Source organism: Pseudoxanthomonas sp. CF385 (assembly GCF_900104255.1).
Taxonomy (GTDB): domain Bacteria; phylum Pseudomonadota; class Gammaproteobacteria; order Xanthomonadales; family Xanthomonadaceae; genus Pseudoxanthomonas_A.
Window position 1 is genome coordinate 1,687,996 of record NZ_FNKZ01000001.1, and the last position, 25,293, is coordinate 1,713,288.

The 25,293-nt window shown below is 69.1% G+C and carries 29 protein-coding genes; 15 read left to right on the forward strand and 14 right to left on the reverse strand.

All coding sequences use genetic code 11. The features are described 5' to 3' along the window. Positions 1 to 4: 4 nt before the first annotated feature. The 4 genes from BLT45_RS07820 (at position 5) to ligD (ending at position 4,670) form a co-directional block, all read left to right on the forward strand. Entirely contained in the window at positions 5 to 358 is a 354-nt protein-coding gene (locus BLT45_RS07820) for a PilZ domain-containing protein (protein WP_056880630.1), read from the forward strand. 95 nt (positions 359 to 453) lie between these two features. Next, positions 454 to 1,374 (forward strand): non-homologous end joining protein Ku, encoded by a 921-nt coding sequence (locus BLT45_RS07825; RefSeq protein WP_093297126.1) that lies wholly within the window; start codon positions 454 to 456, stop codon positions 1,372 to 1,374. A gap of 4 nt (positions 1,375 to 1,378) precedes the next feature. Further along, complete coding sequence (locus tag BLT45_RS07830; protein WP_093297129.1) at positions 1,379 to 2,005, forward strand: GIY-YIG nuclease family protein; 627 nt, start codon at positions 1,379 to 1,381, stop codon at positions 2,003 to 2,005. A gap of 76 nt (positions 2,006 to 2,081) precedes the next feature. Continuing rightward, positions 2,082 to 4,670, forward strand: a complete 2,589-nt coding sequence (ligD, locus tag BLT45_RS07835; protein ID WP_093297132.1) for a DNA ligase D — start codon at positions 2,082 to 2,084, stop codon at positions 4,668 to 4,670. On the opposite strand, the gene BLT45_RS07840 is transcribed toward ligD, so the two are convergent. Continuing rightward, the gene (locus BLT45_RS07840) at positions 4,665 to 5,660 is read right to left on the reverse strand and encodes a DNA topoisomerase IB (RefSeq protein WP_093297134.1); all 996 of its coding nucleotides are present in this window, start codon (positions 5,658 to 5,660) and stop codon (positions 4,665 to 4,667) included. The two genes, ligD and BLT45_RS07840, sit on opposite strands and share 6 nt — an antisense overlap. Before the next feature lie 6 nt (positions 5,661 to 5,666). Further along, on the reverse strand, positions 5,667 to 5,954 hold the full coding sequence (locus BLT45_RS07845; RefSeq protein ID WP_093297137.1) for a hypothetical protein: 288 nt from the start codon (positions 5,952 to 5,954) through the stop codon (positions 5,667 to 5,669). 193 nt (positions 5,955 to 6,147) lie between these two features. Between BLT45_RS07845 and BLT45_RS07850 the strand changes: the two genes are divergently transcribed. Together BLT45_RS07850 and BLT45_RS07855 are read left to right on the forward strand one after the other, a co-directional pair. Beyond that, positions 6,148 to 7,665 carry an ATPase domain-containing protein gene (locus tag BLT45_RS07850; RefSeq protein WP_093297140.1) on the forward strand — a complete coding sequence of 506 codons (1,518 nt, stop codon included), beginning with the start codon at positions 6,148 to 6,150 and terminating at the stop codon, positions 7,663 to 7,665. 13 nt (positions 7,666 to 7,678) lie between these two features. Next, entirely contained in the window at positions 7,679 to 9,325 is a 1,647-nt protein-coding gene (locus BLT45_RS07855; protein WP_093298712.1) for an ATP-binding protein, read from the forward strand. A 33-nt stretch (positions 9,326 to 9,358) separates the two neighbouring features. On the opposite strand, the gene BLT45_RS07860 is transcribed toward BLT45_RS07855, so the two are convergent. Further along, a complete protein-coding gene (locus BLT45_RS07860) occupies positions 9,359 to 12,427 on the reverse strand; it encodes a sensor histidine kinase (protein WP_175455757.1) in 3,069 nt (1,022 codons plus the stop codon). A gap of 212 nt (positions 12,428 to 12,639) precedes the next feature. Here BLT45_RS07860 and BLT45_RS07865 point away from each other — a divergent pair, with 212 nt between their 5' ends. Together BLT45_RS07865 and BLT45_RS07870 are read left to right on the forward strand one after the other, a co-directional pair. After that, complete coding sequence (locus BLT45_RS07865; RefSeq protein WP_093297146.1) at positions 12,640 to 13,269, forward strand: hypothetical protein; 630 nt, start codon at positions 12,640 to 12,642, stop codon at positions 13,267 to 13,269. 165 nt (positions 13,270 to 13,434) lie between these two features. After that, complete coding sequence (locus BLT45_RS07870) at positions 13,435 to 13,653, forward strand: polyprenyl synthetase (protein WP_093297148.1); 219 nt, start codon at positions 13,435 to 13,437, stop codon at positions 13,651 to 13,653. Positions 13,654 to 13,675: 22 nt separating this feature from the next. Here BLT45_RS07870 and BLT45_RS07875 read toward each other — a convergent pair whose 3' ends face one another. The 7 genes from BLT45_RS07875 to BLT45_RS07905 all read right to left on the reverse strand — a co-directional run bounded on the left by BLT45_RS07875 (position 13,676) and on the right by BLT45_RS07905 (position 17,797). After that, entirely contained in the window at positions 13,676 to 14,266 is a 591-nt protein-coding gene (locus BLT45_RS07875) for a hypothetical protein (protein ID WP_093297151.1), read from the reverse strand. Between the two features lie 128 nt (positions 14,267 to 14,394). After that, a complete protein-coding gene (locus BLT45_RS07880; RefSeq protein ID WP_093297154.1) occupies positions 14,395 to 15,081 on the reverse strand; it encodes an aquaporin in 687 nt (228 codons plus the stop codon). Continuing rightward, positions 15,081 to 15,464: an arsenate reductase ArsC gene (locus BLT45_RS07885; protein ID WP_093297157.1), complete on the reverse strand. Its 384-nt coding sequence runs from the start codon at positions 15,462 to 15,464 to the stop codon at positions 15,081 to 15,083. The genes BLT45_RS07880 and BLT45_RS07885 overlap by 1 nt, the downstream gene beginning before the upstream one ends. Continuing rightward, positions 15,461 to 15,901 (reverse strand): arsenic resistance N-acetyltransferase ArsN2, encoded by a 441-nt coding sequence (gene arsN2, locus BLT45_RS07890; protein ID WP_093297159.1) that lies wholly within the window; start codon positions 15,899 to 15,901, stop codon positions 15,461 to 15,463. The genes BLT45_RS07885 and arsN2 overlap by 4 nt, the downstream gene beginning before the upstream one ends. Before the next feature lie 3 nt (positions 15,902 to 15,904). Continuing rightward, positions 15,905 to 16,393, reverse strand: coding sequence for an ArsI/CadI family heavy metal resistance metalloenzyme (locus BLT45_RS07895; RefSeq protein ID WP_093297161.1), 489 nt, complete (start codon positions 16,391 to 16,393; stop codon positions 15,905 to 15,907). Next, complete coding sequence (locus BLT45_RS07900; protein WP_093297163.1) at positions 16,390 to 16,731, reverse strand: ArsR/SmtB family transcription factor; 342 nt, start codon at positions 16,729 to 16,731, stop codon at positions 16,390 to 16,392. The genes BLT45_RS07895 and BLT45_RS07900 overlap by 4 nt, the downstream gene beginning before the upstream one ends. 124 nt (positions 16,732 to 16,855) lie before the next feature. Next, the gene (locus BLT45_RS07905) at positions 16,856 to 17,797 is read right to left on the reverse strand and encodes a hypothetical protein (RefSeq protein WP_139187958.1); all 942 of its coding nucleotides are present in this window, start codon (positions 17,795 to 17,797) and stop codon (positions 16,856 to 16,858) included. A gap of 72 nt (positions 17,798 to 17,869) precedes the next feature. On the opposite strand from BLT45_RS07905, the gene BLT45_RS18095 reads away from it, so the two are divergent. The 5 genes from BLT45_RS18095 to BLT45_RS07925 all read left to right on the forward strand — a co-directional run bounded on the left by BLT45_RS18095 (position 17,870) and on the right by BLT45_RS07925 (position 22,658). Further along, entirely contained in the window at positions 17,870 to 18,214 is a 345-nt protein-coding gene (locus BLT45_RS18095) for a hypothetical protein (RefSeq protein ID WP_139187959.1), read from the forward strand. A 185-nt stretch (positions 18,215 to 18,399) separates the two neighbouring features. Then, positions 18,400 to 18,810, forward strand: a complete 411-nt coding sequence (locus BLT45_RS07910) for a g-type lysozyme inhibitor (protein ID WP_217629536.1) — start codon at positions 18,400 to 18,402, stop codon at positions 18,808 to 18,810. Positions 18,811 to 18,942: 132 nt separating this feature from the next. Next, entirely contained in the window at positions 18,943 to 21,198 is a 2,256-nt protein-coding gene (locus BLT45_RS07915) for a patatin-like phospholipase family protein (RefSeq protein ID WP_175455758.1), read from the forward strand. Further along, positions 21,188 to 21,616 (forward strand): hypothetical protein, encoded by a 429-nt coding sequence (locus BLT45_RS07920; protein ID WP_139187960.1) that lies wholly within the window; start codon positions 21,188 to 21,190, stop codon positions 21,614 to 21,616. Before BLT45_RS07915 ends, BLT45_RS07920 begins: the two co-directional genes overlap by 11 nt. A gap of 28 nt (positions 21,617 to 21,644) precedes the next feature. Further along, the gene (locus tag BLT45_RS07925; protein WP_093297171.1) at positions 21,645 to 22,658 is read left to right on the forward strand and encodes a L,D-transpeptidase; all 1,014 of its coding nucleotides are present in this window, start codon (positions 21,645 to 21,647) and stop codon (positions 22,656 to 22,658) included. Positions 22,659 to 22,691: 33 nt separating this feature from the next. Here BLT45_RS07925 and BLT45_RS07930 read toward each other — a convergent pair whose 3' ends face one another. From BLT45_RS07930 to BLT45_RS07940, 3 genes are read right to left on the reverse strand one after another with little or no spacing between them, the layout of a single operon-like run. After that, the gene (locus BLT45_RS07930; RefSeq protein ID WP_093297174.1) at positions 22,692 to 22,916 is read right to left on the reverse strand and encodes a hypothetical protein; all 225 of its coding nucleotides are present in this window, start codon (positions 22,914 to 22,916) and stop codon (positions 22,692 to 22,694) included. Beyond that, complete coding sequence (locus BLT45_RS07935; RefSeq protein WP_093297176.1) at positions 22,913 to 23,332, reverse strand: VOC family protein; 420 nt, start codon at positions 23,330 to 23,332, stop codon at positions 22,913 to 22,915. The genes BLT45_RS07930 and BLT45_RS07935 overlap by 4 nt, the downstream gene beginning before the upstream one ends. After that, the gene (locus BLT45_RS07940) at positions 23,329 to 23,805 is read right to left on the reverse strand and encodes a helix-turn-helix domain-containing protein (protein ID WP_093297178.1); all 477 of its coding nucleotides are present in this window, start codon (positions 23,803 to 23,805) and stop codon (positions 23,329 to 23,331) included. The genes BLT45_RS07935 and BLT45_RS07940 overlap by 4 nt, the downstream gene beginning before the upstream one ends. A 194-nt stretch (positions 23,806 to 23,999) precedes the next feature. On the opposite strand from BLT45_RS07940, the gene BLT45_RS07945 reads away from it, so the two are divergent. Together BLT45_RS07945 and BLT45_RS07950 are read left to right on the forward strand one after the other, a co-directional pair. Beyond that, positions 24,000 to 24,254 carry a hypothetical protein gene (locus tag BLT45_RS07945; RefSeq protein ID WP_093297181.1) on the forward strand — a complete coding sequence of 85 codons (255 nt, stop codon included), beginning with the start codon at positions 24,000 to 24,002 and terminating at the stop codon, positions 24,252 to 24,254. A gap of 84 nt (positions 24,255 to 24,338) precedes the next feature. Beyond that, positions 24,339 to 24,872 carry a GNAT family N-acetyltransferase gene (locus BLT45_RS07950; RefSeq protein ID WP_175455759.1) on the forward strand — a complete coding sequence of 178 codons (534 nt, stop codon included), beginning with the start codon at positions 24,339 to 24,341 and terminating at the stop codon, positions 24,870 to 24,872. A 10-nt stretch (positions 24,873 to 24,882) separates the two neighbouring features. On the opposite strand, the gene BLT45_RS07955 is transcribed toward BLT45_RS07950, so the two are convergent. Continuing rightward, complete coding sequence (locus BLT45_RS07955) at positions 24,883 to 25,281, reverse strand: hypothetical protein (protein ID WP_093297185.1); 399 nt, start codon at positions 25,279 to 25,281, stop codon at positions 24,883 to 24,885. Between the last annotated feature and the right edge of the window lie 12 nt (positions 25,282 to 25,293).

Sequence of the window (25,293 nt, forward strand, 5' to 3'; positions counted from 1 at the left end):
GGGAATGAATGCAGCAGGTGGACGGCAGGGCATCCTGTCACTGGCAGTGAAGGACAAGGCCGCGCTGTACAACGCCTACATGCCGTTCGTGAAGGGTGGCGGCATCTTCGTGCCCACCCCGAAGCGCTACTTCCTCGGCGATGAAGTCTTCCTGCTGCTCACGCTGCCCGAATCCAGCGACCGCCTGCCGGTGGCCGGCAAGGTGGTGTGGGTGACCCCGGCCGGCGCGCAGGGCAACCGCGCCGCGGGCATCGGCGTGCAGTTCGCCGAGACCGGCGAAGGCGAAGCCATCAAGAACCGCATCGAGACGATGCTGGCCGGCAGCCTCAACGGTGAAAAGCCCACCCACACCATGTGAAGCCCGTCCGCGCCCTGCGCGCGGGCCGCTGTTTTCACGCCGGCTTTCGTCCCGTCTGGCGAGCATCGAGCCTTCCTTCCCGTGGCAGGCATTCCATGGCGCGCCCGATCTGGACCGGCACCCTCTCGTTCGGCCTCCTGAACATCCCCGTTTCGCTGATGTCCGGCGAGCGCAAGGTCGACATCAGCTTCCGCATGCTGGATTCGCGCGACAAGAAGCCGATCCGCTTCGAGCGCGTCAACGCCGAGACCGGCGAAGAAGTGCCGTGGAAGGACATCATCAAGGCGTTCGAGTACGACAAGGGCAGCTACGTGGTGGTGGAGAAGGAGGACATCGCGTCCGCCGCGCCGCAGACCCATGAATCCGTCGACGTGGAAGCCTTCGTCGACCGCGACGCGATCGGCATCCGGTTCTTCGAGAAGCCCTACATCCTGGTGCCCGGCAAGAAGGCCGAGAAAGGCTACGTGCTGCTCCGCGACACGCTGGCCAGCACCGGCAAGGTCGGCGTGGCACGGGTGGTGATCCGCACCCGCGAATACCTGTGCGCCGTGGTCCCCGAAGGCGATGCGATGGTCCTGATGATGCTGCGCTATCCGCAGGAACTGGTGGATCCGGAGGAATACAAGCTGCCCACCGGCAAGGCGTCCGACTACCGCATCACCCCCAAGGAGCGCGAGATGGCCGAGAGCCTGATCGGCTCGATGTCGGCCGAGTGGACGCCCGACGACTACCACGACGAGTTCCGCAGGCGGCTGGAAGCCATCATCAAGAAGCGGATCAAGGCACGCGGAGCCACCACGAAGATCAAGGACGACGACGCGCCCGAACGCGAGGATGCCGCCACTAACGTGGTCGACTTCATGTCGCTGCTGCAGAAGAGCCTCGACACCAAGAAGCGGACGCCGGCGAAGAAGGTCGCCGCCAAGAAGGCCCCCGCGAAGAAGGCGCCGCGCAAGGCGGCCAAGGCGGCGAAGAAGGCGCCGGCCAAGCGCGCCCGCAAGACGGCGTCGCGCTGACGGCATGGCGGGCGGTCGCCGCATCGTGCCGGTGGAGGGCGTCGGCACGGGTGCCAGCGGACGCGCCTGCCTGTACGTGATGCCTTGCGCTTACGAGGACCACGCCAAGCTCGGCATCGCCACCGACCCGCTGGCGCGCATGCAGGCGTTCTCGTCCCGGTATTACGCATTCTTCGATCTCGAACGCGGCTGGCTCGCCGATGCCGGCAGCGTGCGCGAGGCGCGCGCATGGGAGACGCGCCTGAAACGGGACCTCCGCGCGCATGCCGCGCCGCCGCCGCTGACCGTGCCCGCGCGTGCCGCCGGACGCACGGAGTGGTTCCGTGGCGCGGACGTGGCCCTGCAGGCGGCGAGAGCCGTGCTGGAGGCCGAGGGCTTCACCGTCCATCCGCTGCGCGATTGGGTGTCCGCGCGCCTGCGCGTCCAGCGCGACCAGCTCGATGCCGGGGAGCAGGCCGCCGTCGACCGCTTCGGTCCCGTGGACGAATGGCCACCCGCGCACACCGGCCCGCCATGGGAGACGCTCCGCGACGCGCTGGACGCGTACGTCGCCCTGGACCTGCCGCTGCAGGGTGCGGTATCGCCGGTCCTGCAGGCCTGGCATGCGCGCAACAGTCTGTCGCCCCGCTGAAGCGCGGCACCGATCGCCCGCGACTTGCACGCGCCGTTGACGGCGCAGGCGGCATAACAGCGGCGAGGATCCCGTCATGAGCCTGCAGGAATACCGCCGCAAGCGCCGCTTCGACCGCACGCCCGAACCGTCGGCGGAAGCGCAGGGCGCGCGAGGCAAACGGCCCATCTTCGTGGTCCAGCTGCACCACGCCAGCCACCGCCACTACGACTTCCGCCTGCAGGTGGGCGACACGCTCAAGAGCTGGGCGGTGCCCAAGGGACCCAGCTTCGACCCCGACGTGAAGCGGCTCGCTGCCGAGGTCGAGGACCATCCGGTCGATTACGCGGACTTCGAAGGCGACATTCCGAAGGGCCAGTACGGCGGCGGCCACGTCGCCACCTTCGATCGCGGCCTGTGGACCACGGACGGCGATGCCGAAGCGCAATTGGCGAAGGGTCACCTCCGCTTCCGCATGTTCGGCGAGAAACTCAAGGGCGGCTGGCACCTGGTGCGCACGCCCAAGCCGGCGCGACAGCCGCAGTGGCTGCTGTTCAAGGAGCGCGACGATTTCGCGGGCCCGCGCGAGGCCGACGACCTGCTCGACGACGTGAAGCCGCCGCCCGGTGCAAAGCCGGTGCGACGCAAGCGGACGCCGGCCAAGTCCAGTGCCCACGCAGCGTCGCGTGCGAAGAAGCCGTCTGCACCGCGCGAGCGCTGGGCGCAACGCGCGGCCCGGCTCGACGGCGCGCGCGCCACCTCGAAACATCCGGCCTTCCGCATCCCCCAGCTGGCGAAGCTGCAAGAGCAGGTGCCCGCGGGGGACGACTGGCTGCACGAAGCGAAATGGGACGGCTACCGCCTGATCGCCGAGATCCGGCGGGGCCGCGTGCGCCTGTGGTCGCGCAACGAACGCGAGTGGACCCAGAAGGCGCCGGAGATCGTCGCCGCGATCGAGCGGCTCGATCTCGAGGATGCGGTGCTCGATGGCGAACTGGTCGCCGGCGCCGGGCGACAGGAGGACTTCGGCCTGCTGCAGGCCACGCTCTCGGGCGAGAAGAACGCCACGCTCTCCTACGTGTTGTTCGACATCTTGCAGGTCGACGGCGTGGACATCACCGGCAGCCCGCAGTACCAGCGCAAGGCCTTGCTGGCGGAAATCCTGAAGTCGCCGCCGGACCGCCTGGTGTACAGCTCGCATATCGTCGGTCGTGGCGATGAAGCGCTGAAGATGGCGCTCGAGCGCGGGCTGGAAGGCATCATCTCCAAGCGCGCGGACGCGCCGTACCACGCCGGTCGCGGCGATGTGTGGCGCAAGATCAAGCAGCGCGATGCCGAGGAGTTCGCGGTGGTGGGCTTCACCGCGCCGAAGGGCGGCCGCTCCGGGCTCGGCGCATTGCTGCTGGCCACGCCCGACGGCGACAAGGGGTGGCGCTATGCGGGACGCGTGGGCACCGGGTTCAGCGATGCGCTGCTCGCATCGCTGTCCACGCAGCTGGCCAAGGGCGCGCGCGCCACGCCCACGGCCCAGGTCGAGGTGGACGATCCGGAGCTGCGCCGCGCACGCTGGGTCACGCCCAAGCTCGTCGCCGAGGTGTTCCACCACGGGCGCGGCAACCAGGGCCTGCTGCGGCAGCCTTCGCTGAAAGCGATACGCCGCGACAAGCGCGCTGCCGACCTGCGCGAAACGCGCGCTCCCGCCGGAGATTCCGCCATGCCTGCCGCCGCCCGCACACGCGCCAAGACCACGTCCGCATCGACGCCTGCGTCGATCGAGCTGACCCATCCCGAGCGCGTCGTCTTTCCCGACAGCGGCATCACCAAGCACCAGGTGTTCGACTACTACCGCGCGATGGCGCGCTGGCTGCTGCCCGAGATCCGCGAGCGGCCGCTGTCGATCGTGCGCTGCCCGCAGGGCGCGGGCCGACCCTGCTTCTTCCAGAAGCACCACACGCCCGGCATGGACCGCGTCGACGCGGTACCGCTGGCCGAGGAAGGCGGGACGCGCGCGGACTACCTGGTGGTGCGGGACGAAGCCGGCCTGCTCGAACTGGTGCAGTTCAACGCGATCGAGTTCCATCCGTGGGGCGCGCAGGCCGACGCGCCGGACGAGGCCGACCGCATCGTCTTCGATCTCGATCCGGGCCCCGACGTGCCGTGGCCGCACGTGGTCGAGGCCGCACGCCTCGTGCGCAAGCGCCTGCGCGCGCTGGGGCTGACGTCGTTCGTCCGCACTTCGGGCGGCAAGGGCCTGCACGTGGTGGTGCCGCTGAAGCCGGCGTGCCCGTGGCCGCAGGCGAAGGACTTCGCCCACGCGTTCGCCGAGTCGATGGCGGCCTCCGAGCCGTTGGCCTACGTGGCGACGGCGACGAAGAAGTTCCGCAAGGGCAAGATCTTCATCGACTACCTGCGCAACGGCCGCGGCGCCACCAGCGTGGCCTCGTTTTCGCTGCGCGCGCGCGAAGGCGCGCCGGTGTCGATGCCGCTGCGGTGGGAGGAACTGGGTCGGATCAAGGGCGGCGATGCCTACACCCTGTCCACCGCGCCGCGCCGCATGAGCCGCCTCGGCGCGCATCCCTGGGGCGACTACGCACGCCGCCGGCAGGACCTGGCCGCCGTCAGCGACGCCTTGTCCACGTTGCAGGCGCCGCCCGCGCCCGAGAAGAAACGCCGCCGCCGCTCATGAGCCGCGACGCGCGCGCCTGAGGAAACGGATCGCCGCCTGCTCCCATTGCCGCTGGCCGCGCACCTGGGTCGCGGTGCGTTGCACGCGGCCGTCCTCCCAGCCTTCGAACACGCGCGGGTCCACGTAGCAGCGTTCGCAGATGCGCGGCGTGTTGCCGAGGATGGCGGACGTCTCGCGCAGGACCCCCATGCGCGCCTGCTGCCGCGCGGTGTCGCTTTCCGGCACGTCCGTCGCCGCGAGGGTGCGGAACGCGAACAGCGTCGCGCCCCAGGTGCGGAAATCCTTCGCCGTGAACGGGCCGCCCATCACGTCCTGCAGATAGGCGTTCACGTCGCCCGAGCTGATCCGCTGCACGGTATCGCCGTCGCGGTACTGGAACAGCGCCTGGCCCGGCAACTGTCGGCAGCGCCGTACCAACCGCACCAGCCGCGCGTCGCTGACCCGCGCTTCGATCGGCTTGCCGCCCTTGCCGCGGAAGGCGAAGCGCACCTCGCTGCCGGCGACGAAGCGCGCATGCACGTTGCGCAGGGTGGTGAGGCCGTACGACCCGTTGCTCTTCTCGTAGCTGGTGTTGCCCACGCGCAGCAGGGTCTGGCCGAGCAGGGCGAGCACGAGTGCGACGACTTTCTCCCGCGGGAAGCCGGGCAGGGCGAGATCGGCGCGGATGCGGCGGCGCAGACGGGGCAGGGCATCGGCGAAGGCGAGCAAGCGGTCGTACTTGCGTGCGCCACGCTCGGCCTGCCAGTCGCGGTGGTAGCGGTACTGTTTGCGCCCGCGCGCGTCGCGGCCGGTGGCCTGCAGGTGGCCGTGCGCATCGGCGCAGATCCACACGTCGGTGTAGGCGGGCGGGATCGCCAGCATGCGGATGCGGTCGAGCGTGGCCGGTGCGCGCACCGCACGGCCGCGCGGATCCAGGTAGACGAAACCACGCCCGCGCCGCTGCCGGCGCAGGCCGGGCACGGTGTCGGTCGTGTAGTGCAGGCCGGCCACGCGGCCTCAGAACTCGTCGACGTACTCGAGCACCAGCCCGTAGCGGCCGGCGATGTCGTCAGCGGTCTCGCGCACGCTGTCCGCATAGGGCGAAGGCGCTTCCACTTCCAATGCATGCAGATCGCCGCCCCGGTCGTCGGTCAGGCCGGAGGAACTGGAGTCGTCGTCGTCCATGTGCGGCATCAGGTCCGCCAGCTCCTCCACACGCTCCACGCCGTCCACGCCATGCAGGGCTGCCACCAGCGCATCGAACCCGGTGCGCGTGCCCGTGGCCCGCAGTCTGATCATCGTCATGGGAATCCTCTGCGCCAGGCGCTTTCAAGTCCCGCCGAACATAGGTCGGCCCGGGTCGTCTCTCCGTGAAGTCAGCCCCGTTGTGGCACTACCGCTACATGCTTCCTTAACGACGCGCCATCCATAGTCAGGACCAATGGTCGGCCGTAGCGGCCCGGCCTTTATCGCCACGGGTTGCCATCACGAGGTCGTCATGGATCAGGATTCGTCGTCCACCGCACACCAGGAACGCAGGATCTCCACCGGCAACGAGGGCCTGGACAACATACTGGGGGGCGGCTTCGACGCCGACCGGATGTACCTGTACGAGGGTCGCCCGGGCACCGGCAAGACCACGCTGGCGCTCGAGTTCCTGCTGGACGGCGTCTGCAACGGCGAGAAGACGCTCTACATCTCGTTGTCGGAAACCCAGCGGGAACTGGAACTGGTGGCGTCGCGCCACGGTTGGGACGTGTCGAAGGTCGACATCTTCGAACTCATCCCGCCGGAGACCACACTGGATCGCACGCAGGAACTCACCGTCCTGCATCCGGCCGAGGTCGATCTCGCCGAGACCACCAAGCTGATCCTGGACCGGGTGGAGGAACACAGCCCCCAACGGGTCGTGATCGACAGCCTCTCGGAACTCCGGTTGCTCGCGCAGAGCTCGCTGCGCTATCGCCGGCAGGTGCTGGCGCTCAAGCACTTCTTCGCCAGTCGCGCCTGCACGGTGGTCCTGCTGGACGACATGACCTCGCACGAGAACGACCTGCAGCTGCACTCGATCTGCCACGGCGTCGTCCTGCTCGAGCAGCTGGCCATCGAATACGGCGCGGAACGCAGGCGCCTGCGCGTGGTGAAGATGCGTGGCATCAACTTCCGCGGCGGCTATCACGACCTGACCATCCGCAAGGGCGGGCTCGAGATCTATCCCCGCCTGGTGGCGGCGGAACACCACACCAGCTTCCTTGGCGAGTTCACCAAGAGCGGCAACGCGGAACTGGACAAGCTCCTGGGTGGCGGACTCGAGCGTGGCACGAACGTGCTGCTGATCGGCGCGGCCGGCGTCGGCAAGTCGTCGCTCGCGGTCACCTACGCCATCGCGGCGGCGGAGCGGGGCGAGAAGAGCGCGTTCTTCGCGTTCGACGAGGGCAGGGGCACCATCGAGGCCCGGGCCAGGACGCTGGGGCTGCATCTGCAGCCGGCGCTGGACGCGGGACTCATCCTGTTCCAGCAGATCGATCCCGCCGAACTGTCCCCCGGCGAGTTCGCGAAGATCGTGCGCGAGCGCGTGCAGAAGGACGGCGCCCGCATCGTCGTCATCGACAGCCTCAACGGTTACCTCAATGCGATGCCGGACGGCAGGTTCCTGATCCTGCAGATGCACGAGCTGTTGACCTTCCTCGCGCAGCAGGGCGTGCTCACCATCCTGGTGATGGCGCAGCACGGCCTCGTGGGCCCGATGGAAACACCGCTGGACATCAGCTACCTCAGCGATGCGGTCCTGATGCTGCGGTATTTCGAGTACGCGGGCACGGTGCGCCGGGCCCTTTCGGTGGTGAAGAAGCGCAGCGGCGAGCACGAACACACGATCCGCGAGTTCAAGCTCAGCTCGCACGGACTGGTATTGGGCCCGCCACTGAAAGAGTTCAGCGGCGTGCTTTCGGGGACCCCGACGTACATCGGCGGCGGAGAACCCCTGCTGGACTCCGATCCCGAACGGGGTGCCTGAGTTGGACAAAACCGTGCTCGTCCTCGCCCCGATCGGCCGCGATGCCGTGACGGTGGCGGACGTGCTCCAGCGGTCCGGCATCCGTGCCGAGGTCTGTCCCACCATCACCGCGCTGGTCGAGCGCCTCGATGACGGCGCGGGCGCGGCCTTCATCGCCGAGGAGGGCCTGTTCGCCGAGGATACAGAGCGTCTCGTGCAATGGGTCGCCAAGCAGGCGCCGTGGTCGGATTTCCCGTTCGTGCTGCTCACCAGCCGACAGGATCAACCGCAGGTCCGGGACTGGCGGCAGAAGATGATGCAGCAGCTGGGCAACGTGTCGCTGCTCGAACGGCCGGTGCAACCGATCACCCTGGTGAGCCTGGTGCAGGCCGCGTTGCGCGCACGCCGTCGCCAACGCGAGGTGCGCACCCTGCTGGACGAGCAGACGCATGCGGCGAACAAACTGGAGTCGCTGATCGATGAACGGACGGTCCAGCTGCAGCAGACGAACGCGCAGCTCAGGGCCGAGATCGACGAACGCGCGAAAGTGGAAGAGACCCTGCGCCATGCGCAGAAGATGGATGCCCTCGGCAAGCTGACCGGCGGCGTGGCGCACGATTTCAACAATCTGCTGATGGTGATCACCGCCGGCCTCGATGTGCTCGACCGCGCCGCCGACCCCCTGAAACGCGAACGGATCGTCGCCGGCATGAAGCAGGCGGCCCAGCGCGGCGCGAGCCTGACGCGACAGCTGCTGTCCTTCTCCCGCAACCATGCGTCGAAGCCCGAGGTCGTGGACGTGCGCGGCCTCGTCACCCAGATGAGTGACCTGCTGCACCGCAGCCTGCGGGGCGACATCGAGGTCAAGCTGGACATCGCGCCCGGCATCTGGCCGGTCTTCGTCGACCCCGGCGAGCTGGAGATCGCGCTGCTCAACCTGTGCGTGAACGCCCGCGATGCGATGGAGCAGGGCGGAACGATCACGATCTCGGCGGCGAATGAAGGCGAAGAGCGCGCGAGCGTGCGCGGCAGTGTGCGGTTGAGCGTGGCGGACTGCGGAACGGGCATGCCGCCGGAGATCCAGGCAAAGGTATTCGACCCCTTCTTCACCACGAAGGAAGTGGGGAAAGGCTCCGGTCTCGGCTTGGCGCAGGTGTACGGTTTCGCGCGCCAGTCCGGCGGCTCGGTCGAGATCGCATCGACGCTGGGCGCCGGCAGTACCGTGACCCTGCACCTCCCGCGCGCGGGCAGCGCGTCCAGCGAAGGCAAGGCCGCGCCGGCGACCGTGCCGGCTGCGGGTCCCGGACGATCCGGTTCGATCCTGCTCGTGGAAGACGACCAGGACGTCGCCGCCATGCTGCTGGGGCTGCTCGAGACCCTCGGATTCGAGGTGACCCATGCCACCAGCGGCGTCTCGGCACTCGGCGCCCTGGCCGACGGCCGCAGCGTGGACTTGGTGCTGTCGGACATCATGATGCCGGGCGGCATGAACGGCATCGGGTTGGCCAAGGAGATACGGGCGAAGCGGCCGGACGTGCCGGTGCTGCTGAGCAGCGGTTACTCCGACGCCTTCAGGGACGATGCCGAGGCGCTGGGCATCACGATCCTCGCCAAGCCGTATCGCATCCAGGAACTGGAAGCCGCCATCGAGAAGGCTCTGTCGCGAAAGGCGGACGCGTAAGCACCCCAAAGAAGGTGGACGCCGGCAGGACGTTCACGCCGTGTCGTTCGGGGTGGCCGGATGGCGCTGCGTCAGCCAGGGCCAGAACCCGGAGCGACGGCGACGGTAGACGTGCCGGGCCGGCACGAACAGTTCGACCCGCGTGCCGCCGTCCGGCGACGTGCGGATGTCGAGCCGACCGCCGAGCTGGTCGGCGCGTTCGCGCATGCCGGCGCAGCCGAAGTGGCCATCGCCACCGTCGGCACCGGCCAGGGCAGCGAGCCCGATGCCGTCGTCGCGGATCGTCATCGCCAGGCCGTCCGCGCGGTAGGCCAGCGCGATGCACGCGCTGCGCGCCTTCGCATGCCGCACCACGTTGCGCAGCGCTTCCTCCGCGATGCGCCGCACTTCTTCGGCGGCCGTATCCACCAGCGGCCGTCGCGTGCCCTCCACCGTGACCTGCAGGTCCAGCGAACCGTCCTCGATCAGGTGTGCGGCGGTGTCCCGGAGCGCGGCCGGCAGATCATCGCCGGTATGCGGCGTGCGCAGGTCGTGCACGCGTTCGCGGCCCGCCTTCAAGGCCTCGTCGGCGCGATCCAGCGCCCGGTTGAGCGCCTCGTGCGTGCGTCCGTCCGCGCGCAGGCTGTCGACCGCACCCTGGAAGCGCAGGGTCAGCGCCTGGAATTCCTGCAGCAGGGTGTCGTGCAGCTCGCGCGCGATCCGCGTGCGTTCGGCGATCTGGCCGTCGAAGCGGTCGCGCAACCGCGCCGTCTCGTACCGCAGCCGCAGGGCGTACAGGCCCCACAGCAGCAACGCGACGGCCAGCACGAGCAGGGCCTTGAACCAGGCCGATTGCAGGAAGGTCGGCGGCACGGCGAACGCGAGCGTCGCGCCCTCCTCGTTCCACACGCCGCTCTCGTTCGCCGCGATCACCTGGAAACGGTACTGCCCGGGATCGAGGTTGGTGTAGAACGCCTGGCGTCGATGGCCGGCCTCGATCCAGTCGTCATCCACCCCGTCGAGCCGATATCGGAAGCGCACGCGCGCGGGGTTGCGCAGGCTCAGCGCGGTGTAGTCGATCTCGACCCGCGATACGCCCGCAGGCAGGGTGGGAGCAGCGGGGTCGCGGAGGCGCTGCGTGCCATGGGCCAGGCCCACGATGCGCACCGGAGGCGGCAGGGGATTGCGGGCGAGACGATCCGGGTGGATCTGCGCCACACCGTCCGTGGTCACGAACCACAGCCTGCCGTCGCCGCCCATCACCGCGCTGTTGCGCGCGTAGCCGGGTGCCGCGGGTGCCCGCAGGCCGTCTTCGAAATCCAGCACCTCGACCTCCAGCGGCTGCGCCGGCTCGTCGAAGCTGCGGAGAAGGGCGTCCCGGGGCACGCGCGCTATCCCGGCGCGCGACTGCAGCCACACGTGGCCGTCGCGACTTTCCACGATGCCCGTGATGCCCTGGTGCCACGCATCCTGTCGCTTCAGCACCACGACCTTGCCATCGCGCAGGCGCGCCAGGCCACCCAGGCTGGCCACGAGAACGTCCTTGCCGAGACGATGCAGCATGGTCACTTCGCCGCCGGGGATGTCGGCGTGCTTCCACAGCATGCGCGTCGCGGGCGGGTCGATGCGCATGAGGCCTCTCGAACGCACGTACGCCAGCAACCCGCCCTCGGGCATCGCGATCATCGTCGGTATTCGCAACGGCCCGTCCGGATCCGTCGGCAGGGCTTCGATCCATTCCCCGTGTTCGTAGCGCATCAGTCCGCCTTGGACGCGGCTGAACCAGGTACGTCCGTCGGTGGTGGTGACGCAATCCAGGCCCGCGCGACGCTTGGCCGCAAGCGGCATCGGCGCGAAGCGTCCGTCCACCCCGCGCAGCAGCGCATCGCCGGTCTTTACCCAGATGGCGCCGGAGGCGTCTTCGCAGAGCGCCTGCGGGTTCTTCAGGCCTTCGAGCACGCGCGTGGCTTCGCCCACCGGCGGAATGCGGAACAGGCTGTCCGAATCGGCGACATACACGCTGCCGTCGCGTGCGCCCATCAGCACGTAGCCCAGCGGCGAATGCGGGGGAACGACGGCCGCCGGACGGATATCCGCCGGACGGAAGCGGTCCAGGCCTGCGCTGGTGCCGATCCAGAGATTGCCCTCGCGGTCTTCCAGGATCGCCTGCGCGCGATCCGAAGACAGGCCGTCCTTCGCGGTGAAGGTGTCCTCCGTCAACGCATGGCCCGCAGACAGGCGACCCGGATGGGCGATGCGGAAGAGGCCCGCCGAATAGGTGACGCCCCACAGCGCGCCATCGCGGTCGAACAGGGCGCGGCGATAGAAATGTCCGGGCGTCGCCACCGGCACCACGGGCGGAGCCCCGCGGTCGGCGCCCGCCGCTTCCGGCAGGCGCTGCGTGCCGGTCAAGGGGCTGGACAGCCAGACGTGCCCGGTACGGTCGGTCACCAGGTCGAAGTTGTCGCCCGAATCGTCGCGCCGTTCGATCCCGTTGCCGGTGCTGATGAAGCGGCGCGTGCCGCGGTCCAGCACCTTGACCTCCCTGCCTTCATCCACCCACAGGCGACCATCGCCGGATTCGGTGATCGACCAGGTGAAGTTCGCATCGAACCCCCAGGTGGCGTCGATGCTCTCCCAACGGCCACCGGCATAGCGCATCAGGGGATGGCGGGTATTGCCCGTGACGGCCCAGACCGCACCCGCGCGATCCTCGAAGAACCGGAACACCCAGCGATCGCTGGCGGGCGTCGAGCGGTCGAGCAGGTTTCCGTCGCGCAGCAGCGCCATGCCGCCGGACTGGTAACCGATCCACAGGTCGCCATTGCGCGCGACCATCAACGCCGACACCGGCAGGTTGCGCGCCGCACCGCCGGGCACGGCGCCCCCGTCGAACCGCACGCCGTCGAAGCGGTGCAGTCCCGCATCGCTGCCGATCCACAGGAAGCCGTCCGGCGTCTGCGCCAGGGCATAGATGCCCGTTGGCGCGCCGTCGTCGGCCATCCAGCGGCTGTGTTTGAGCTGGGCAAGACCGACGCCCGGATCCAGCGCATGCGCGGGCGCCGCGCCCAGGAGCACGCCGGCTGCAGCCAACAGGACCGTCAGGAAAAGACTGCGCAGCATGGCGGCCCTCCGCAGGCGGCCAGACGTCAGGGCATCGTCGTAGGGGCCGGTCATCCCCTCCCGGGCCCGCCGGCATCCTAACCCGCCCGCCGAACCATGCGCGACTGCCGGCCCCGCACCATCGCGCTACCATCGCCCCAGGGACGTCGGCGTCCCGACGGGGTGCAGGGATGAAGGGGATACAGGGAAGCCGGCCGCGGCGTCGGACGCGCGTGCCGGTGTGGGGGGTGCTGGTGTGGGGCGCGCTGCTGTGCGCGCCGCTGCTGGCGCAGACGCCGTCGTTGAGCGGCCTGCGCGTGCTGCCGCACGCGGACCGCGAAACCTCGTTCACCGGCTGGACGCATGACGGGCCGGTGCCCGCGTCCGTGGCCGCGTCCGTCGAACTGGGCGACGATCTGTCCGGTACCACGTTGCAACTGCAGCCGGCGAAGCCCGGCGACACCTATCGCGTGCGCGTGCAGTACGAAACCAGCCTCGCCCTGGGCGCGGAAGGCCCGCACCTGGACCTCATCGACTGGAAGCACTGCACGTCGGCGTGGCAACCCGCCAAGGCCGTCGATGCGGTGTCCTTCGTGCTGCCGACGCCCACGGCCGAACAAGACAGCTGCTTCCCGGCCTATACGCGCGCCGAACTCGAGGCCGCTGTGCGCGCGCACGGCGTGAAGCAGGGCGATCCGACACTGGCCGACGGCTGGCTTCCGAACCTCGACAAAGGCGATGCCGTGGGCGCGGTGACGCCCTACGTGGGCATCAGCACGGTGCGGGTGCGGGTGGAGGTCAAGCGAAAGGGCGTTTGGGTGGTTGTGACGACGGTGGAATTTGCGTTGCCGATGGGGTGTTGAGAAGAGCGGCGTGCAGCCATCGTGTGTGCTGCTTGATAGGCAGACCGGCTTCGCCGTTGAAAGCCACCTTCGGCTCAACCCTTCCTACGGTGGCCGTTGCGCCGGTTTCCCGAATTCTGGTGCACTGGCGCACAATGCGACGCCCTCATTCGATCTGGACCCCTCATGGATACCGAAGCCATCCTCAGTGCCGCCCTGCGTGAAGCGGGCTACGGGCCGGATGCGATCGGCTCGGCGCTGCCGCGGATCCTGCGCATCCTGGAGGCGGAGGATGTCCGCATCGAGATGGGACGCGTCCTGTCGCGCAAGGAGCGCGAGTACGTGCGCCTGCAGCTTGAGCTCGGGCTCAGCGTGCGGGAAGTGGTTGCGGGTCTGAAGAAATAGCCGCAACGAGTTGACGGCACGCTCAGTTCGGCCGTGCACCCGGCGCGTGGTGCACGACGTCCGTCTCGCCGAGGCCGGAGGGATCGATGGCCGGCAATTCGCGGAACTCCTCCGCGCTCATCGCGGAGAGGCGTGACCGGAGATCGTTCTCCACTTCGATCCTGCGCCGGTCGACGAACGTCTGCAGCGCATCCAGCAACTCGGAGAAATCCATCGCCTCGAGGCGGCCCAGCGAGAACATCGGGACGCGCTCGCAGCCGACATGGGAACGGTCATCCCGATCACGCACGGCTTCCGCGATGTAGGTGTGGTCCACGCCGCCGGGATGCGACACCAGCGTGTCGCGCAGCCGCCTGAAATGCCGATGGCGTACCTGCAGCAGGTCCGGCAGGCTGCCGATCACTTCGCCGGCGCCCCAGGGCGCGACGCCCTTGCCGAAGCAGCGCCCGTAGCGGACCAGCGCCGAGGTCCACCACGCGTCGACATCGCTCGCCGGCGCCGCGTCCTTGATCCGGTCCACGTAGGCGGCCACCGCGAGCAAGTCGTCGGCAATGCCGCTCAATACTTCCAACCGTCGCGCCTGCTGGCCGTCCAACCGCCTGGCTTCGGACATTCCTTGCTCCCGACCCACCGTTCCAACGGTGACCTTACTGGCGATGACGATGTGCGACCGGGTTTCAGGCAACCGTACATCGGACGATGCGAGGTAAACGTATCTACCAGAAGGACGCGGCGATAGCGTCAATCCGTTCGCTCACGGCCCGGGGGCGGCTGAGGATGTGCGACGAAGGCGCGGGCCACCGCCAGCGCAGCGACGGCGCCGACGAGCTGTGCCAGCACGAAGCCCGCCACATCACCCGGTCGGATGCCGGCGAAGGTCTGCGTCAATGCGCGGGCGAGCGTCACCGCCGGATTCGCGAACGAGGTGCTGGCCGTGAACCAGTACGCAGCGAAGATGTAGCCGGCCACCAGCGCGGGTATCGCGGCAGGGCGATGCCGGAGGCCCAACAGGATCGTCAGCACCAGGCCGAACGTGGCGACGCCTTCGCTCAACCACTGGCCATCGCCCGTCCGGATGCGGGTGCCGGGCTGGAGCAGGGGCAGGTCGAACATCGCATGCGCGAGCAGCACGCCGGCGACGGCGGCGACGATCTGCACCACGACGTACGCCAGCGCCTCATGCGTGCGCAGTTCGCCCCGCCACCGCATGACCAGCGTCACCACCGGATTGAAGTGGGCACCGGACACGGGCCCGAGCACCACGATCAACACGTAGAGGATGCCCGCGGTCGCGCCCGCGTTCGCGAGCAGCGCGATGGCAGCGTTTCCGTCGGCCAGGTTCACGCCCATGACCCCGGAACCCACCACGCAGGCGAGCAGCAGCGCGGTGCCGATGAACTCGGCCAGCACTTTCCGGCCCAGCGACATCAGAGCGACGCCAGCAGCGTCTTGACGCGTTCGGCGATCTCGTCGCGCACGGCGCGGTACCCGTCGTCGTCCATGTGCTTGGGATCGGGGAGCGCCCAGTCCTCGCGCCGCTTCGCCGGCACCCACGGGCAGTTGTCGCCGCAGCCCATGGTGATGACGGCATCGAAGGCGCCCTCGATGTCGTCCAGCGCGGTCGAGGCATGGGTGGTGAGGTCGTAGCCCAGCTCGGCCATGAAGCGGACCGCCTTCGGATTGATCTGTCCCGACGGCCGCGAGCCGGCACTCAGCGCCTCGACCTGGTCGCCACCATGGAGACGCGCGAACGCCTCGGCCATCTGGCTGCGGTTGGCATTTTCGACGCAGACGAACAGGACGCGCTTCATGGCACGGATTCCAGGGGTTTGATCATGCAAAGGGCGGACGCGGGGCAGAGGGTGCGGAACTCGGCGCTGCCGCGCACCGCGGCAGGCGCCTGGTCGCGCGCGATCTCGACGTAGCCGCAGCGGGCGAAGAACGGCGCCGCCGTTTCGGTCAGCAGCACCAACTGCCGCAGCCCGTGCGTCGACGCCTGCGCTTCCAGCGCGTCGACGAGTCGCTCGCCGATGCCGTGGCCGCGACGGTCGGCCCGCACCGCGAGCGAACGCAGCAAGCCGCTATCGCCGAAGCGTTCGATGCCGACCACGCCTGCGAGCGTCGCGTCTTCGACGGCCACGATGAAGTCGACCACGGTGGTGCCGAGGTCATCGACGGGCAGGCGGCTGTCCTGCAGCAGGCCGCGGATCGCCGTGCCGTCGTCGGACGTGCTGGCGCGCAGGTCCATGGCTCAGCAGCAGCCGGAGGCCGGTGCGCAGCACGAGGCGACGGCCACCGGACGCGGCGCCATCGACGCCGCATCGGGGCTGCAGGCTGCGCCATCGGTGGCGCACGGCGCATCGCCCGCGTAGTAGGTGGTCGCTGCGCCGGTGGTGTGGAAGGTTTCCCAGCGCGTGCCCTGCGGGTCTTCCGTCCACAGCTTGTCCGACTGCGCGTAGCAGCAGATCGTGGCGTCCTCGGGCACGACGCTGCCGCCGGCCGCGTCGAGGCGCTGGCCCATCGCGGCCAGGCCGTCGGCGCTGTCCACCTGGAAGCCCAGGTGATCGATGCCCGCAGTGCGTCCGGTGGTGGAAATGGCGAAGTTCACCCGCGGATCGTCGAGCATCCATTTGGCGTAGTCGGCCTTGACCACCGCCGGCTGCGTGGCGAAGAGCGCGGAATAGAAGCGGATGCTGCTGTCGAGGTCGGTGACGTTGAGGTGGACGTGGAAGCGGTTCATGCGCGGGCTCCGGTGTTCTTGGGGGTGCAGGCCACGGCGGGGCCGCATGCGGCAGCGCCCGCGCAGCAGTTCTCGGTCAGGTAGGCGATCAGGGCATTCATCTGCAGGTAGTTGGCGCGGACGCGGATGACCCGTCCCTCGCGCTCGTCGCGGACCAGCGCCGCCGCGCGCAAGACATTGAGGTGGGCGCTCAGCGTGGCCGGCGGCAGGTCCAACTGCTCGCGCAACGCACCGACGGCCATTCCGTCGGGACCCGCCTGGACCAAGGCGCGGAACGCGGCCAAGCGGGTGTCGTGGCTGAGGGCGCTGAGGGCGGACAGGGCAGTGGTGGTTTCCATAATTCCAATATTCCGGAAATATGGAATGTTGTCAATCCGGGTCCGCCAACGGCGGGCTTGCCCTGGAAAAACGAAGGCCCCGCATCGCGGGGCCCTCGTTTGTCGGTGTGCGGCGATGTCGACGTCAGAACCGGAAGGTCACGCCCGCCATCGGCCCATGCACCTTGAACTGCCCGGTGAGGCGACCGGCGACATCCACCGTGCCCACGCCCGACTCGGGCGGCGCCTCGAACGATCCGCGATAGTCGTCGCTCAGCTTCAGGCGGAACCAGTCGTAGCCCACGTGGATGCCCAGGCGCTCGGTGACGAGATATTCGACCAGCAGGCCGCCGCGCTCGAAGTGGCCACGCTCGTCGATGAAGTTGCCCCAGCGCGTGTCCAGGTATTGCGCCTGCGCCTCGATGCGCAGCCGCGGCGTCGGCGACCAGCCGATCCGCGTGTGCAGGTTGGGCGAGGTGCCGTCGCGCTTCCAGTCCAGCGTCTCCCACTGGGGTTCCAGTTCGCCGGTGCCGGTACTGCGGCCGGTGCCGCGTGCTTCCAGCGTCGCATGGGTGACGCCGGCGCCGAGTCCCCATTGGAAGCGCGGCGTGTCCACCACCGCGAACTCGTAGTTGAGGCTGGCCAGTTCGAAGCTGAGGCGACCGTCGATGTCGATGGCGGGCACTTCGACCGGGTCGCCGGGAATCTCGACTTCGTCGAAGATCGTGCCCGGATCGACCCAGTCACCATCGAAGTTCCACGACTGCTCGCGCCGGTAGTCGTAATAGTTCGCGCGCAGCGATTGCCGGGGCGACAGACGGAAGGCGAGTTCGCCGCGCGGACGCCAGCGCCCGTCAGAATCGATTTCACCCGACGCCGCCAAGTCTTCGCTCTGCGTGCCATCGGTCGCGGTGCCGGTGCCGTCGAAGCGGATGTTGGCTTCCGGATTGAAGGCCGACAGCCGCAGTTCGAAGCGCGCTTCGTCGGCGAAATCCTGGGCTGCGGCGCCCAGTGCGATGCAGGAAAGCGGAAGGCAGGCCAGCAGCGATACGACGCGTGACGTGCTTGGGGAACGGTGGGATTTCACGAAGTGCTCCATGCGTGGGGGTAACACACCCTTGCGCATGCGGAGTCGACATGAAGTGAACTGCGGTCGCGCATGTCGCACGATGATGTGCTTATCCGCATCGATCTCACCGCATCGATGACGTATGTCGTGCAGCTTTGTGGACGCGCGGTGAGTTCAGTGACGTCGAAGGAAGATCAACGCGTTCTGCATCTGCTGATCACATGGAAGCGCGCAGGGTGTTCGTGCGGCCAACAGGTCGCATCAGAGGACATCGAAATGCCGAACCAGCAGAACGACAAGCAACAGACGCCCGGCCGCAACCAGGACCAGCCGAACCAGGATCCGAAGCAGAACCGCGGTCGTGACGATCAGCAGGATCAGCAGAAGCAGCAGGGCACACCGCAACAGAAGCCGCGCGATCGCGACGACACCTGACGCGGGTTGAAGCGACGCGGGGGCCGACGGGTCCTCGCTCGCCTCGAGGGCTTGGACGCTCTCCCTCACTCATGCAGCGGCTCGCGCATCGCGCCTGGCGCTGCATTGTCACGTCCGGGTAACGAAACCGGAGCTAGTGTCATCCCGCCACCGGGGGGCGGCGCCCTCTCAGCAAGGATGACGCGATGAACGCGATGCGCCATGCCGTCGTACTGTCGATACTGCTCCTCGTCGCAGCACCCGTGATGGGCCAGGACAAGGTCAGCATGGTGCCCGTCGGTTTCGCCAAGGGCAGCAGCAGCGCGACGATGAAGGGCAACCTCGGCGGTTACGACAGCGTGCGATACACGCTGTCCGCGCGTGCCGGGCAGACGATGACGGTGAAGATCGGCGGCAGTTCAAATGCCAACTTCAACGTCTTCGAACCGGGCGATGCGCCCGGCAACGCCACCGCGTTGGGGAGCGGCAGCGTGGGTGCGGACTGGCGCGGCACGCTACCCGTCAGCGGGCAGTACACCGTGCAGGTCTTCCAGATGCGCGCGTCCGCCCGTCGCGGCGAGCAGGTGCCGTATACGGTGACGTTCGGCATCAAGTAGCGGGTGGGCCGCGCACGTCGCGTGCGCCTGCCATCGCGCTCGGTCATACTCGATCACGGACGGTCCACTGTCGGGTACGACCGCTCCGCTGCGCTTCCGGGGAGTGCCCGACGTCATGCCCGGGAATCACACGTGCCCCGTACCACGCACTTTCTGCTGTCCTGCTGCCTGCTGCTGGCCCACGGTCTGGCGAGCGCCGACGCGCGTGCGCAGACCCCCGAGGGTGAAGACGCGGCGTCCGCATCACGCCCGAAGACCTGCCTGGTGTTGGGCGGCGGCGGCGCGCGAGGCGGCGCGCATGTGGGCGTGTTGAAGGTGCTCGAGCGCGAGCGCGTGCCGATCGACTGCATCGTCGGTACCTCGATGGGGGCCATCGTCGGCGGCCTGTACGCGGCGGGCTACAGCGCCGACGAGATCCAGGCCATCCTGGACAAGGTGGACTGGAACGCCGAGCTGCGCGACAAGCCGCCGCGCAGCGACCGCGGCATGCGCCGCAAGGAAGACGATCTTCGCCTGCTGGGCGGCATCGAACTCGGCATCCATGAAGGCAGCCTCGCGTTCCCGCGCGGCGTGATCCAGGGCCAGCGGCTGGAGCTGCTGCTGCGCAAGCTGTTGCTGCCGGTGGCCACGGTGCACGACTTCGATGCGCTGGCCATCCCGTTCCGCGCCGTCGCCACCGATATCGTCAAAGGCGAGAAGGTGGTGTTCGCCGAAGGCGACCTGGCTGCGGCGATCCGCGCCAGCATGTCGGTGCCGGGCGTGTTCGCGCCGGTGAAGATCGACGGCCGTTTGCTGGTGGATGGCGGGGTGCTGGACAACGTGCCGGTGGATGAGGCGCGCAAGTTGGGCGCGGAGCGGTTGATCGTGTCGCGCGTGGGCAGCCCGCTGCGGACGGAGGAGGGGCTGACCTCACCGCTGGCGATCACCGAGCAGATGAGCAGCATCCTGATGCAGCGCGCCGTAGAGGCGCAGCTGGCCACGCTGGGGGCGCAGGACCTGCTGCTCGCGCCCGACCTGGGCGACATCGCCAGCGAACAGTTCAATCGCGCACCGGAGGCCGTGGCGCCCGGTGAGCGCGCCGCCGATGCGGTGGTGCCGCAGTTGCAGCGCTACGCCGTCGATGCGGACGCATACGCCGCGTTTACCGCGCGCCACCGCATGCCGCGGTTCGACACGCCGGTGGTGCGGTTCGTCGAGGTCGACGGGCGCCAGACCGGCACGGAAACCTTCGTCGAGCAGCGCCTGGTCCCGCTGGTCGGCAAGCCGCTGGATGTGCCGGCGGTGGAGCAGACCCTGGCCACGCTGTACGGCGAGGGCCGCTACGAGAAGATCGGCTGGACGCCGGTGCGGCGCGACGAGGCGTGGGGGCTGCAGGTCAACCCGGTGGACAAGGCGTGGGGTCCGGACTTCCTCCATCTTTCGCTGCGTCTGTCGGACGATTTCGATGGCGCCAGCGCGTACCAGTTCATCGCCGAGCTGACCCGCACCGGCCTCTCCGAAGCCGGTGCGGAGGCCCGCGTGCGTGCGGCGATCGGCCAGGAGGCGCAGCTGTTCCTGGAGTACTACCATCCGCTCGGCCTGCGCGCGCACCACGCGCTGTCCACCTACCTGCAGTACCGGGCCACCAACCGCGACATCTCTTTCGTGGAAGGCGACCTGGGCGACTACCGCTACTTCCAGGCCTACGGCGGTGCGCGCTGGACGTATTCGCCGCACCGCGACTGGGAATTCGCAGCCTTCCTCGAGCGCGGCCACGAGCGCGTGCGCTTCGATCTGGGCGACCCCGCACTGCGCGGGCGCTACCACGCCAACCTCGGCAGCCTGGGCCTGCAACTGCGGCACGACTCCATCGACAGTTCCACGTTTCCCACGCACGGCCATCGCGCGTCGCTGACGTACCAGCGGTTCGACGACGCCCTGGGCTCTTCGGTGGACAGCGCGGTGGCGCGGTTGCAGTGGGACGGCGCGTGGTCGTGGCGGGAGCATCGCTGGGTGGGCGGCGTGCGTGCGTCCACGTCCACCGGCAGCGATGCGCTGCTGGCGACGTACGGGTTCCTGGGCGGGTTGGGCAATCTCTCCGGCTATGCGGAACAGAGCGTGTTCGCGCCGCACACCGCACTGCTGCGCCTGATGTACTACCGGCGCGTACTGCACACCGACAGCCTGATCACGCTGCCGCTGTACGTCGGCGGGAGCGCGGAGTGGGGCGGCTTCTGGGCGACGCGCGAAGACGCGAGTTTCGGCAGCATGACGCCGGCCGGCAGCGTGTTCGTCGGTGCGGATTCGCCGCTGGGGCCCATCTTCCTCGGCTGGGGCCGGGCCGAAGGCGGGCGCGATTCGTTCTACCTGACCTTCGGGTCGCTGCTGAGGACGCTCGATGGCTTCTGACCTTTCCCGCGCGCCGCCCACCTCGACGACGGCCGTGCATGTGCTGCTGGGCGGTACGCTGTACGCACTCGCGCTGGTCTGGGGCGGCGAATGGCTGTTCGCGCAGTTCACCGCGCGCGAATTCACGATGGGTGCCGAAGTGGGGCCGCGCTGGACGCGCACGGCGCTGGCGTTCGCGCCGTTCGCCGGCCTGGCGCTGTATGCCTTCTGCCGCCGGCGCGCGCTGTGGTCCGCGCGCGTGCGGCTGGCGTGGGCCACGGGCATCGTGCTGTCGCTGCTGCTGTGGCTGTGGTACTTCCTGGATCCGCTGCTCAACTCGGGCGGCGGCGCCAACATCGGCCTCGGCCTGCTGATGATGGCCTCGCCGCTGCCGATCTTCCTCGCGATGTGGCTGATCGCCCGCCGGCCACGCGCCTGAGCGCGCGTCCCTTTCAAGGAGCTGTCCCATGAAGGCGTCCGTCCTGGTGTTGGTGTGCTGCCTGCTGATGCCGGTCGCGGCGGAGGCGGTGCCGTTCTGGGGCGCGAAGCAGTCCAGCCCGGCGGACACGCAACCCGCGGCGCTCAAGCCCGGCGAGTGGATCTGGGGCGGCGACAGCAAGGCGATGGGGCCGATGGCGGTGCTGGTGAGCCTGACCGAGCAGCGCGCCTACGTGTACCGCAACGGTGTGCTGGTGGCGGTGTCCACCGTCAGCACCGGCAAGCCGGGACATGAAACGCCGACCGGCGTGTTCACCATCCTGCAGAAGGACAAGGACCACCATTCCAGCAAATACAACAACGCGGCAATGCCGTACCAGGAGCGGCTGACCTGGGACGGCGTGGCCCTGCATGCCGGCGGCCTGCCGGGATATCCGGAATCGCACGGCTGTGTGCACCTGCCATCGGAATTCGCGCGACGGCTGTTCGACAGCACGAACATGGGCATGGTGGTGGTGATCGCCAGGAGCGGCGAAGCGCCCGAGCGGCTGGTGCATCCCACCGCGATCAGTCCGATCAGCGCGACCACGGGCGCGGACGACGAAGCGGCGCCGTTGCCGGCCGGCGAGGCCTTCCGCTGGCAGCCGGAGAAAGCGCCGGAAGGCGTCGTGTCGCTGTTGATGAGCACGGCGGACCGCCGTATCTTCGTCTACCGCAATGGCGTGGAGATCGGGCGCGCGCGCATCGAGTTCGGCGCGGCGGGTCCACCGCAGGGCACGCATGCGTATCTCGTCGCCGCCGGTGGACAGCCCGGCCGGATGCCGCCGTGGCTACGCATCGGCATTCCCGGTCACGAGGAAGAAGCGCGCCAGCCGGTCAGTCCGCAGGACGTCGCCCGCGTCATCGCGCCGGGCGCCTTCGTGGCCCAGGTGCTGCCGCTGCTGTCGCCGGGCGTGGTGCTGCTGCAGACCGACGCGCACGTGCTGCCCGAGACGACGGGCGTGAAGACGCAGGTGTTGAACGCGGATCCGCCGACGTTGTGAGAATCGGCGGTGCGTGGCGTGCGGCCAACGGTGCTACGACGTCGCGCCACCCGCACGCCCGCGCCCGAAGTAGGGCAGGGCGAACAGGTACAGGCCGGTGAACAGCTGCAGGAACAGCGGCGGCAGTGGCGAGTAGGTCACCCAGGCCGGGGGTTCGCCCCCCGCGGCGGCGCGCCAGGCGAAGTTGAGGACGACTGTCAGGGTGAACACGATGGAGAGCCAGCGGTGGCTCTGCCGGGAGAAGCGCGCGAGGCTCATGGCGTTTCCTTGTGGGGGCGTTCGATCATCTTCCAGCCGTTGCCGGACGGATCGCGGAAGCCTGCGTCGACCTGCCCGTAGCGGCTGATGGGTTCCTGGACGAACTCCACGCCCTGGGCGCTGAGCGCTTCGTAGGTGGCCCGGCAATCGCCGACCTTCATCACCAGCGGTGGCATCGCACCCTTGGCGACCAGGCGGTCGAGCGCATCGGCGGTGGCCGCGTCGTGCACCGGCGGACCGGGCCGGAACAGGCCGAGCTGCACGGAGGGTTGATCCGGATGCTGCACCGTCAACCAGCGGTAGTCGCCGTTGCGCACATCCGCCTGCACGCGGAAGCCCAGCTTGCCGACGTAGAAATCGACGGCCTCGTCCTGGTCGCGTACGTAGACGCCGATCACCTCGATACCCTGATTCATGGAACCTCCTTCGCTGGGGCCGCCAACGTAGCCTCGACGGCCTGTCGGCGCTTCTCCAAAACTGCGGTCTTCAGGTCCGGACGCTCCACTGCGCGGAGCACGCACTCCGGGATCAGGCTGCGCGGGGCGGGCGCTTCGCGCGCGCGCCGTCGGCATTCGCCCGGGCTCTCGCCGGTGATGTCGCGGAAGATCCGGCCGAAGGTGCCGATGCTGGTCCAGCCGGTCTGCAGCGCGATGTCGATGATGGCCGCGTCGGTATCGCGCAGCAGCGCCGCGGCGCGCTCGATCCGCCGGGTCAGCAGGTAGCGGTGCGGCGGCAGACCGAAGGCCAGCTTGAACGCGCGCGCGAAGTGCGCCGGCGACACCGCGCTGATTCCGGCCAGCCGTTCGACCGGCCAGTCCCGGTCGGGATGGGCGTCCATGCGGTCCTTCGCCCGCAGGAGCCGGCGCAGCAGTTCGGGGCTCTGGTTCACCGGCGGAACGCTCCTGAGTGTCGGTGAGGGCGAGGGCTGCGCCGCGCATTGTGCCGTAACGCCGCTCGCTGAAAACGAAGGCCCCGCCGCGTCGACATGGCTGAACGGTAACGGCGTTCACAGAACGACGCCGATCGTCGGATGAACGGACTTCATGTAACACAACCGGCACGCATCGCCCCTAATCTGCGGCCATGGACACGTTGGCCGACATCCGGGCCGTACTGGCCCTGGCGCACGAGCGCATCGAACGCGGCGCGTTGCGGGAGGACCCGCGCGTGTTCATGGACCAGCTGTGGCGCCAGGTCTACGACGCCGCACCCGACGACCTGCAGCCCTACGTCTGGTCGCGACTGGCCGACTTCGCCGCGCAACTGGGCACCCAGGGCGATCCGGAGCCTGCCCGCCGCCCGCTGCGGGCACCGCCCGAGGTCCATGCGCGACGCTGAACGTGCCGCGCCGGTGCGTGGCCTTTCCCGCGTGCGGCGTGCGTTGTCATCGGCATGGATGGCAACAAGGAACATTCCCGCGGCATGAAGGCCGGTACCGTGGTGCGCCCCGCGCGGGTGAATGAGGCTGCCGAGCTCTCGGCGATGATGCGGCGCACCTTCGTGGCCGCGAACGGACACTGCAGCACGCCCGAAAACGTGGCCGCCTTTCTCGAGGCCGTGTACACGCCGGAGCGGCAGGCGCAGGAAATCCGCGACCCCGACACGCTCACCCTGATCGTCGAGCACGACGGCGTGTGGGCCGGCTTCGCGCAGCTGCGCTGGGGCACGGTGCCGCCGGCCGAAGTGCTGGTCCGGCCCACCGTGGAGCTGGGCCGGATCTACCTGGACGAGGCCTTCCACGGCCAAGGCATCGCCGCCGTGCTGGTGTCGCACCTGCTGGCGGCCGCGCAGCTGCGCAAGTCGCGCTCGGTGTGGCTCAACGTCTGGCAGGAATCGGCGCAGGCGATCCGCTTCTACCGCAAGCATGGCTTCCAGATCGTGGGCCGTTCGATCTTCTACGTGGGCGACGACCCCAAGGAAGACTGGGTGATGACCCAGACGCTGCCGGCGGGTTGAGCCGCGCGGATCAGGATTCCGCGCGCTTGAGCTGCAGCGTGTAGTCGCCCGGCGGCAGGCCGTCGATGTGCAGGCGCACGTTGACCGGCCGGATGCAGGCCGGCACCGGGCGGCCGGGTTCGATGGGGGCGACGTGGACGTTCACCGTGGCGGTGAGCGCAGTGCCCTCGCGGGTGATCTCGAGGATGTCCATCGGGTCCAGCGATTCGCGCACGGACAGCCAGACGTCCTGTTCGAAGGTGGTGCGCGTGCCGTCGACCTGCACGCGCAGGTCGGTGTTCGCATCGCCGCTGCAGCCGCCGTCGCGCTCGTGCACTTCGAGCAGGCCGGACAGCGTAGCGGTGTCCGGCGTGGCGGCTGCGGGCGATGCGCCCAGCAGCAATGCGAGCATCAGGGAAGCGATCGGCATGGCGCGTGTCCG

Bases quoted from the DNA above. Each gene is read 5' to 3' on its own strand.
- BLT45_RS07820 (WP_056880630.1), top strand. From the start codon at position 5: ATGAATGCAGCAGGTGGACGGCAGGGCATCCTGTCACTGGCAGTGAAG.
- BLT45_RS07825 (WP_093297126.1), top strand. From the start codon at position 454: ATGGCGCGCCCGATCTGGACCGGCACCCTCTCGTTCGGCCTCCTGAAC.
- BLT45_RS07830 (WP_093297129.1), top strand. From the start codon at position 1,379: ATGGCGGGCGGTCGCCGCATCGTGCCGGTGGAGGGCGTCGGCACGGGT.
- ligD (WP_093297132.1), top strand. From the start codon at position 2,082: ATGAGCCTGCAGGAATACCGCCGCAAGCGCCGCTTCGACCGCACGCCC.
- BLT45_RS07845 (WP_093297137.1), bottom strand. From the start codon at position 5,954: ATGACGATGATCAGACTGCGGGCCACGGGCACGCGCACCGGGTTCGAT.
- BLT45_RS07850 (WP_093297140.1), top strand. From the start codon at position 6,148: ATGGATCAGGATTCGTCGTCCACCGCACACCAGGAACGCAGGATCTCC.
- BLT45_RS07860 (WP_175455757.1), bottom strand. From the start codon at position 12,427: ATGCTGCGCAGTCTTTTCCTGACGGTCCTGTTGGCTGCAGCCGGCGTG.
- BLT45_RS07870 (WP_093297148.1), top strand. From the start codon at position 13,435: ATGGATACCGAAGCCATCCTCAGTGCCGCCCTGCGTGAAGCGGGCTAC.
- BLT45_RS07875 (WP_093297151.1), bottom strand. From the start codon at position 14,266: ATGTCCGAAGCCAGGCGGTTGGACGGCCAGCAGGCGCGACGGTTGGAA.
- BLT45_RS07880 (WP_093297154.1), bottom strand. From the start codon at position 15,081: ATGTCGCTGGGCCGGAAAGTGCTGGCCGAGTTCATCGGCACCGCGCTG.
- BLT45_RS07885 (WP_093297157.1), bottom strand. From the start codon at position 15,464: ATGAAGCGCGTCCTGTTCGTCTGCGTCGAAAATGCCAACCGCAGCCAG.
- arsN2 (WP_093297159.1), bottom strand. From the start codon at position 15,901: ATGGACCTGCGCGCCAGCACGTCCGACGACGGCACGGCGATCCGCGGC.
- BLT45_RS07895 (WP_093297161.1), bottom strand. From the start codon at position 16,393: ATGAACCGCTTCCACGTCCACCTCAACGTCACCGACCTCGACAGCAGC.
- BLT45_RS07900 (WP_093297163.1), bottom strand. From the start codon at position 16,731: ATGGAAACCACCACTGCCCTGTCCGCCCTCAGCGCCCTCAGCCACGAC.
- BLT45_RS18095 (WP_139187959.1), top strand. From the start codon at position 17,870: ATGTCGCACGATGATGTGCTTATCCGCATCGATCTCACCGCATCGATG.
- BLT45_RS07910 (WP_217629536.1), top strand. From the start codon at position 18,400: ATGAACGCGATGCGCCATGCCGTCGTACTGTCGATACTGCTCCTCGTC.
- BLT45_RS07920 (WP_139187960.1), top strand. From the start codon at position 21,188: ATGGCTTCTGACCTTTCCCGCGCGCCGCCCACCTCGACGACGGCCGTG.
- BLT45_RS07925 (WP_093297171.1), top strand. From the start codon at position 21,645: ATGAAGGCGTCCGTCCTGGTGTTGGTGTGCTGCCTGCTGATGCCGGTC.
- BLT45_RS07930 (WP_093297174.1), bottom strand. From the start codon at position 22,916: ATGAGCCTCGCGCGCTTCTCCCGGCAGAGCCACCGCTGGCTCTCCATC.
- BLT45_RS07935 (WP_093297176.1), bottom strand. From the start codon at position 23,332: ATGAATCAGGGTATCGAGGTGATCGGCGTCTACGTACGCGACCAGGAC.
- BLT45_RS07945 (WP_093297181.1), top strand. From the start codon at position 24,000: ATGGACACGTTGGCCGACATCCGGGCCGTACTGGCCCTGGCGCACGAG.
- BLT45_RS07950 (WP_175455759.1), top strand. From the start codon at position 24,339: ATGAAGGCCGGTACCGTGGTGCGCCCCGCGCGGGTGAATGAGGCTGCC.
- BLT45_RS07955 (WP_093297185.1), bottom strand. From the start codon at position 25,281: ATGCCGATCGCTTCCCTGATGCTCGCATTGCTGCTGGGCGCATCGCCC.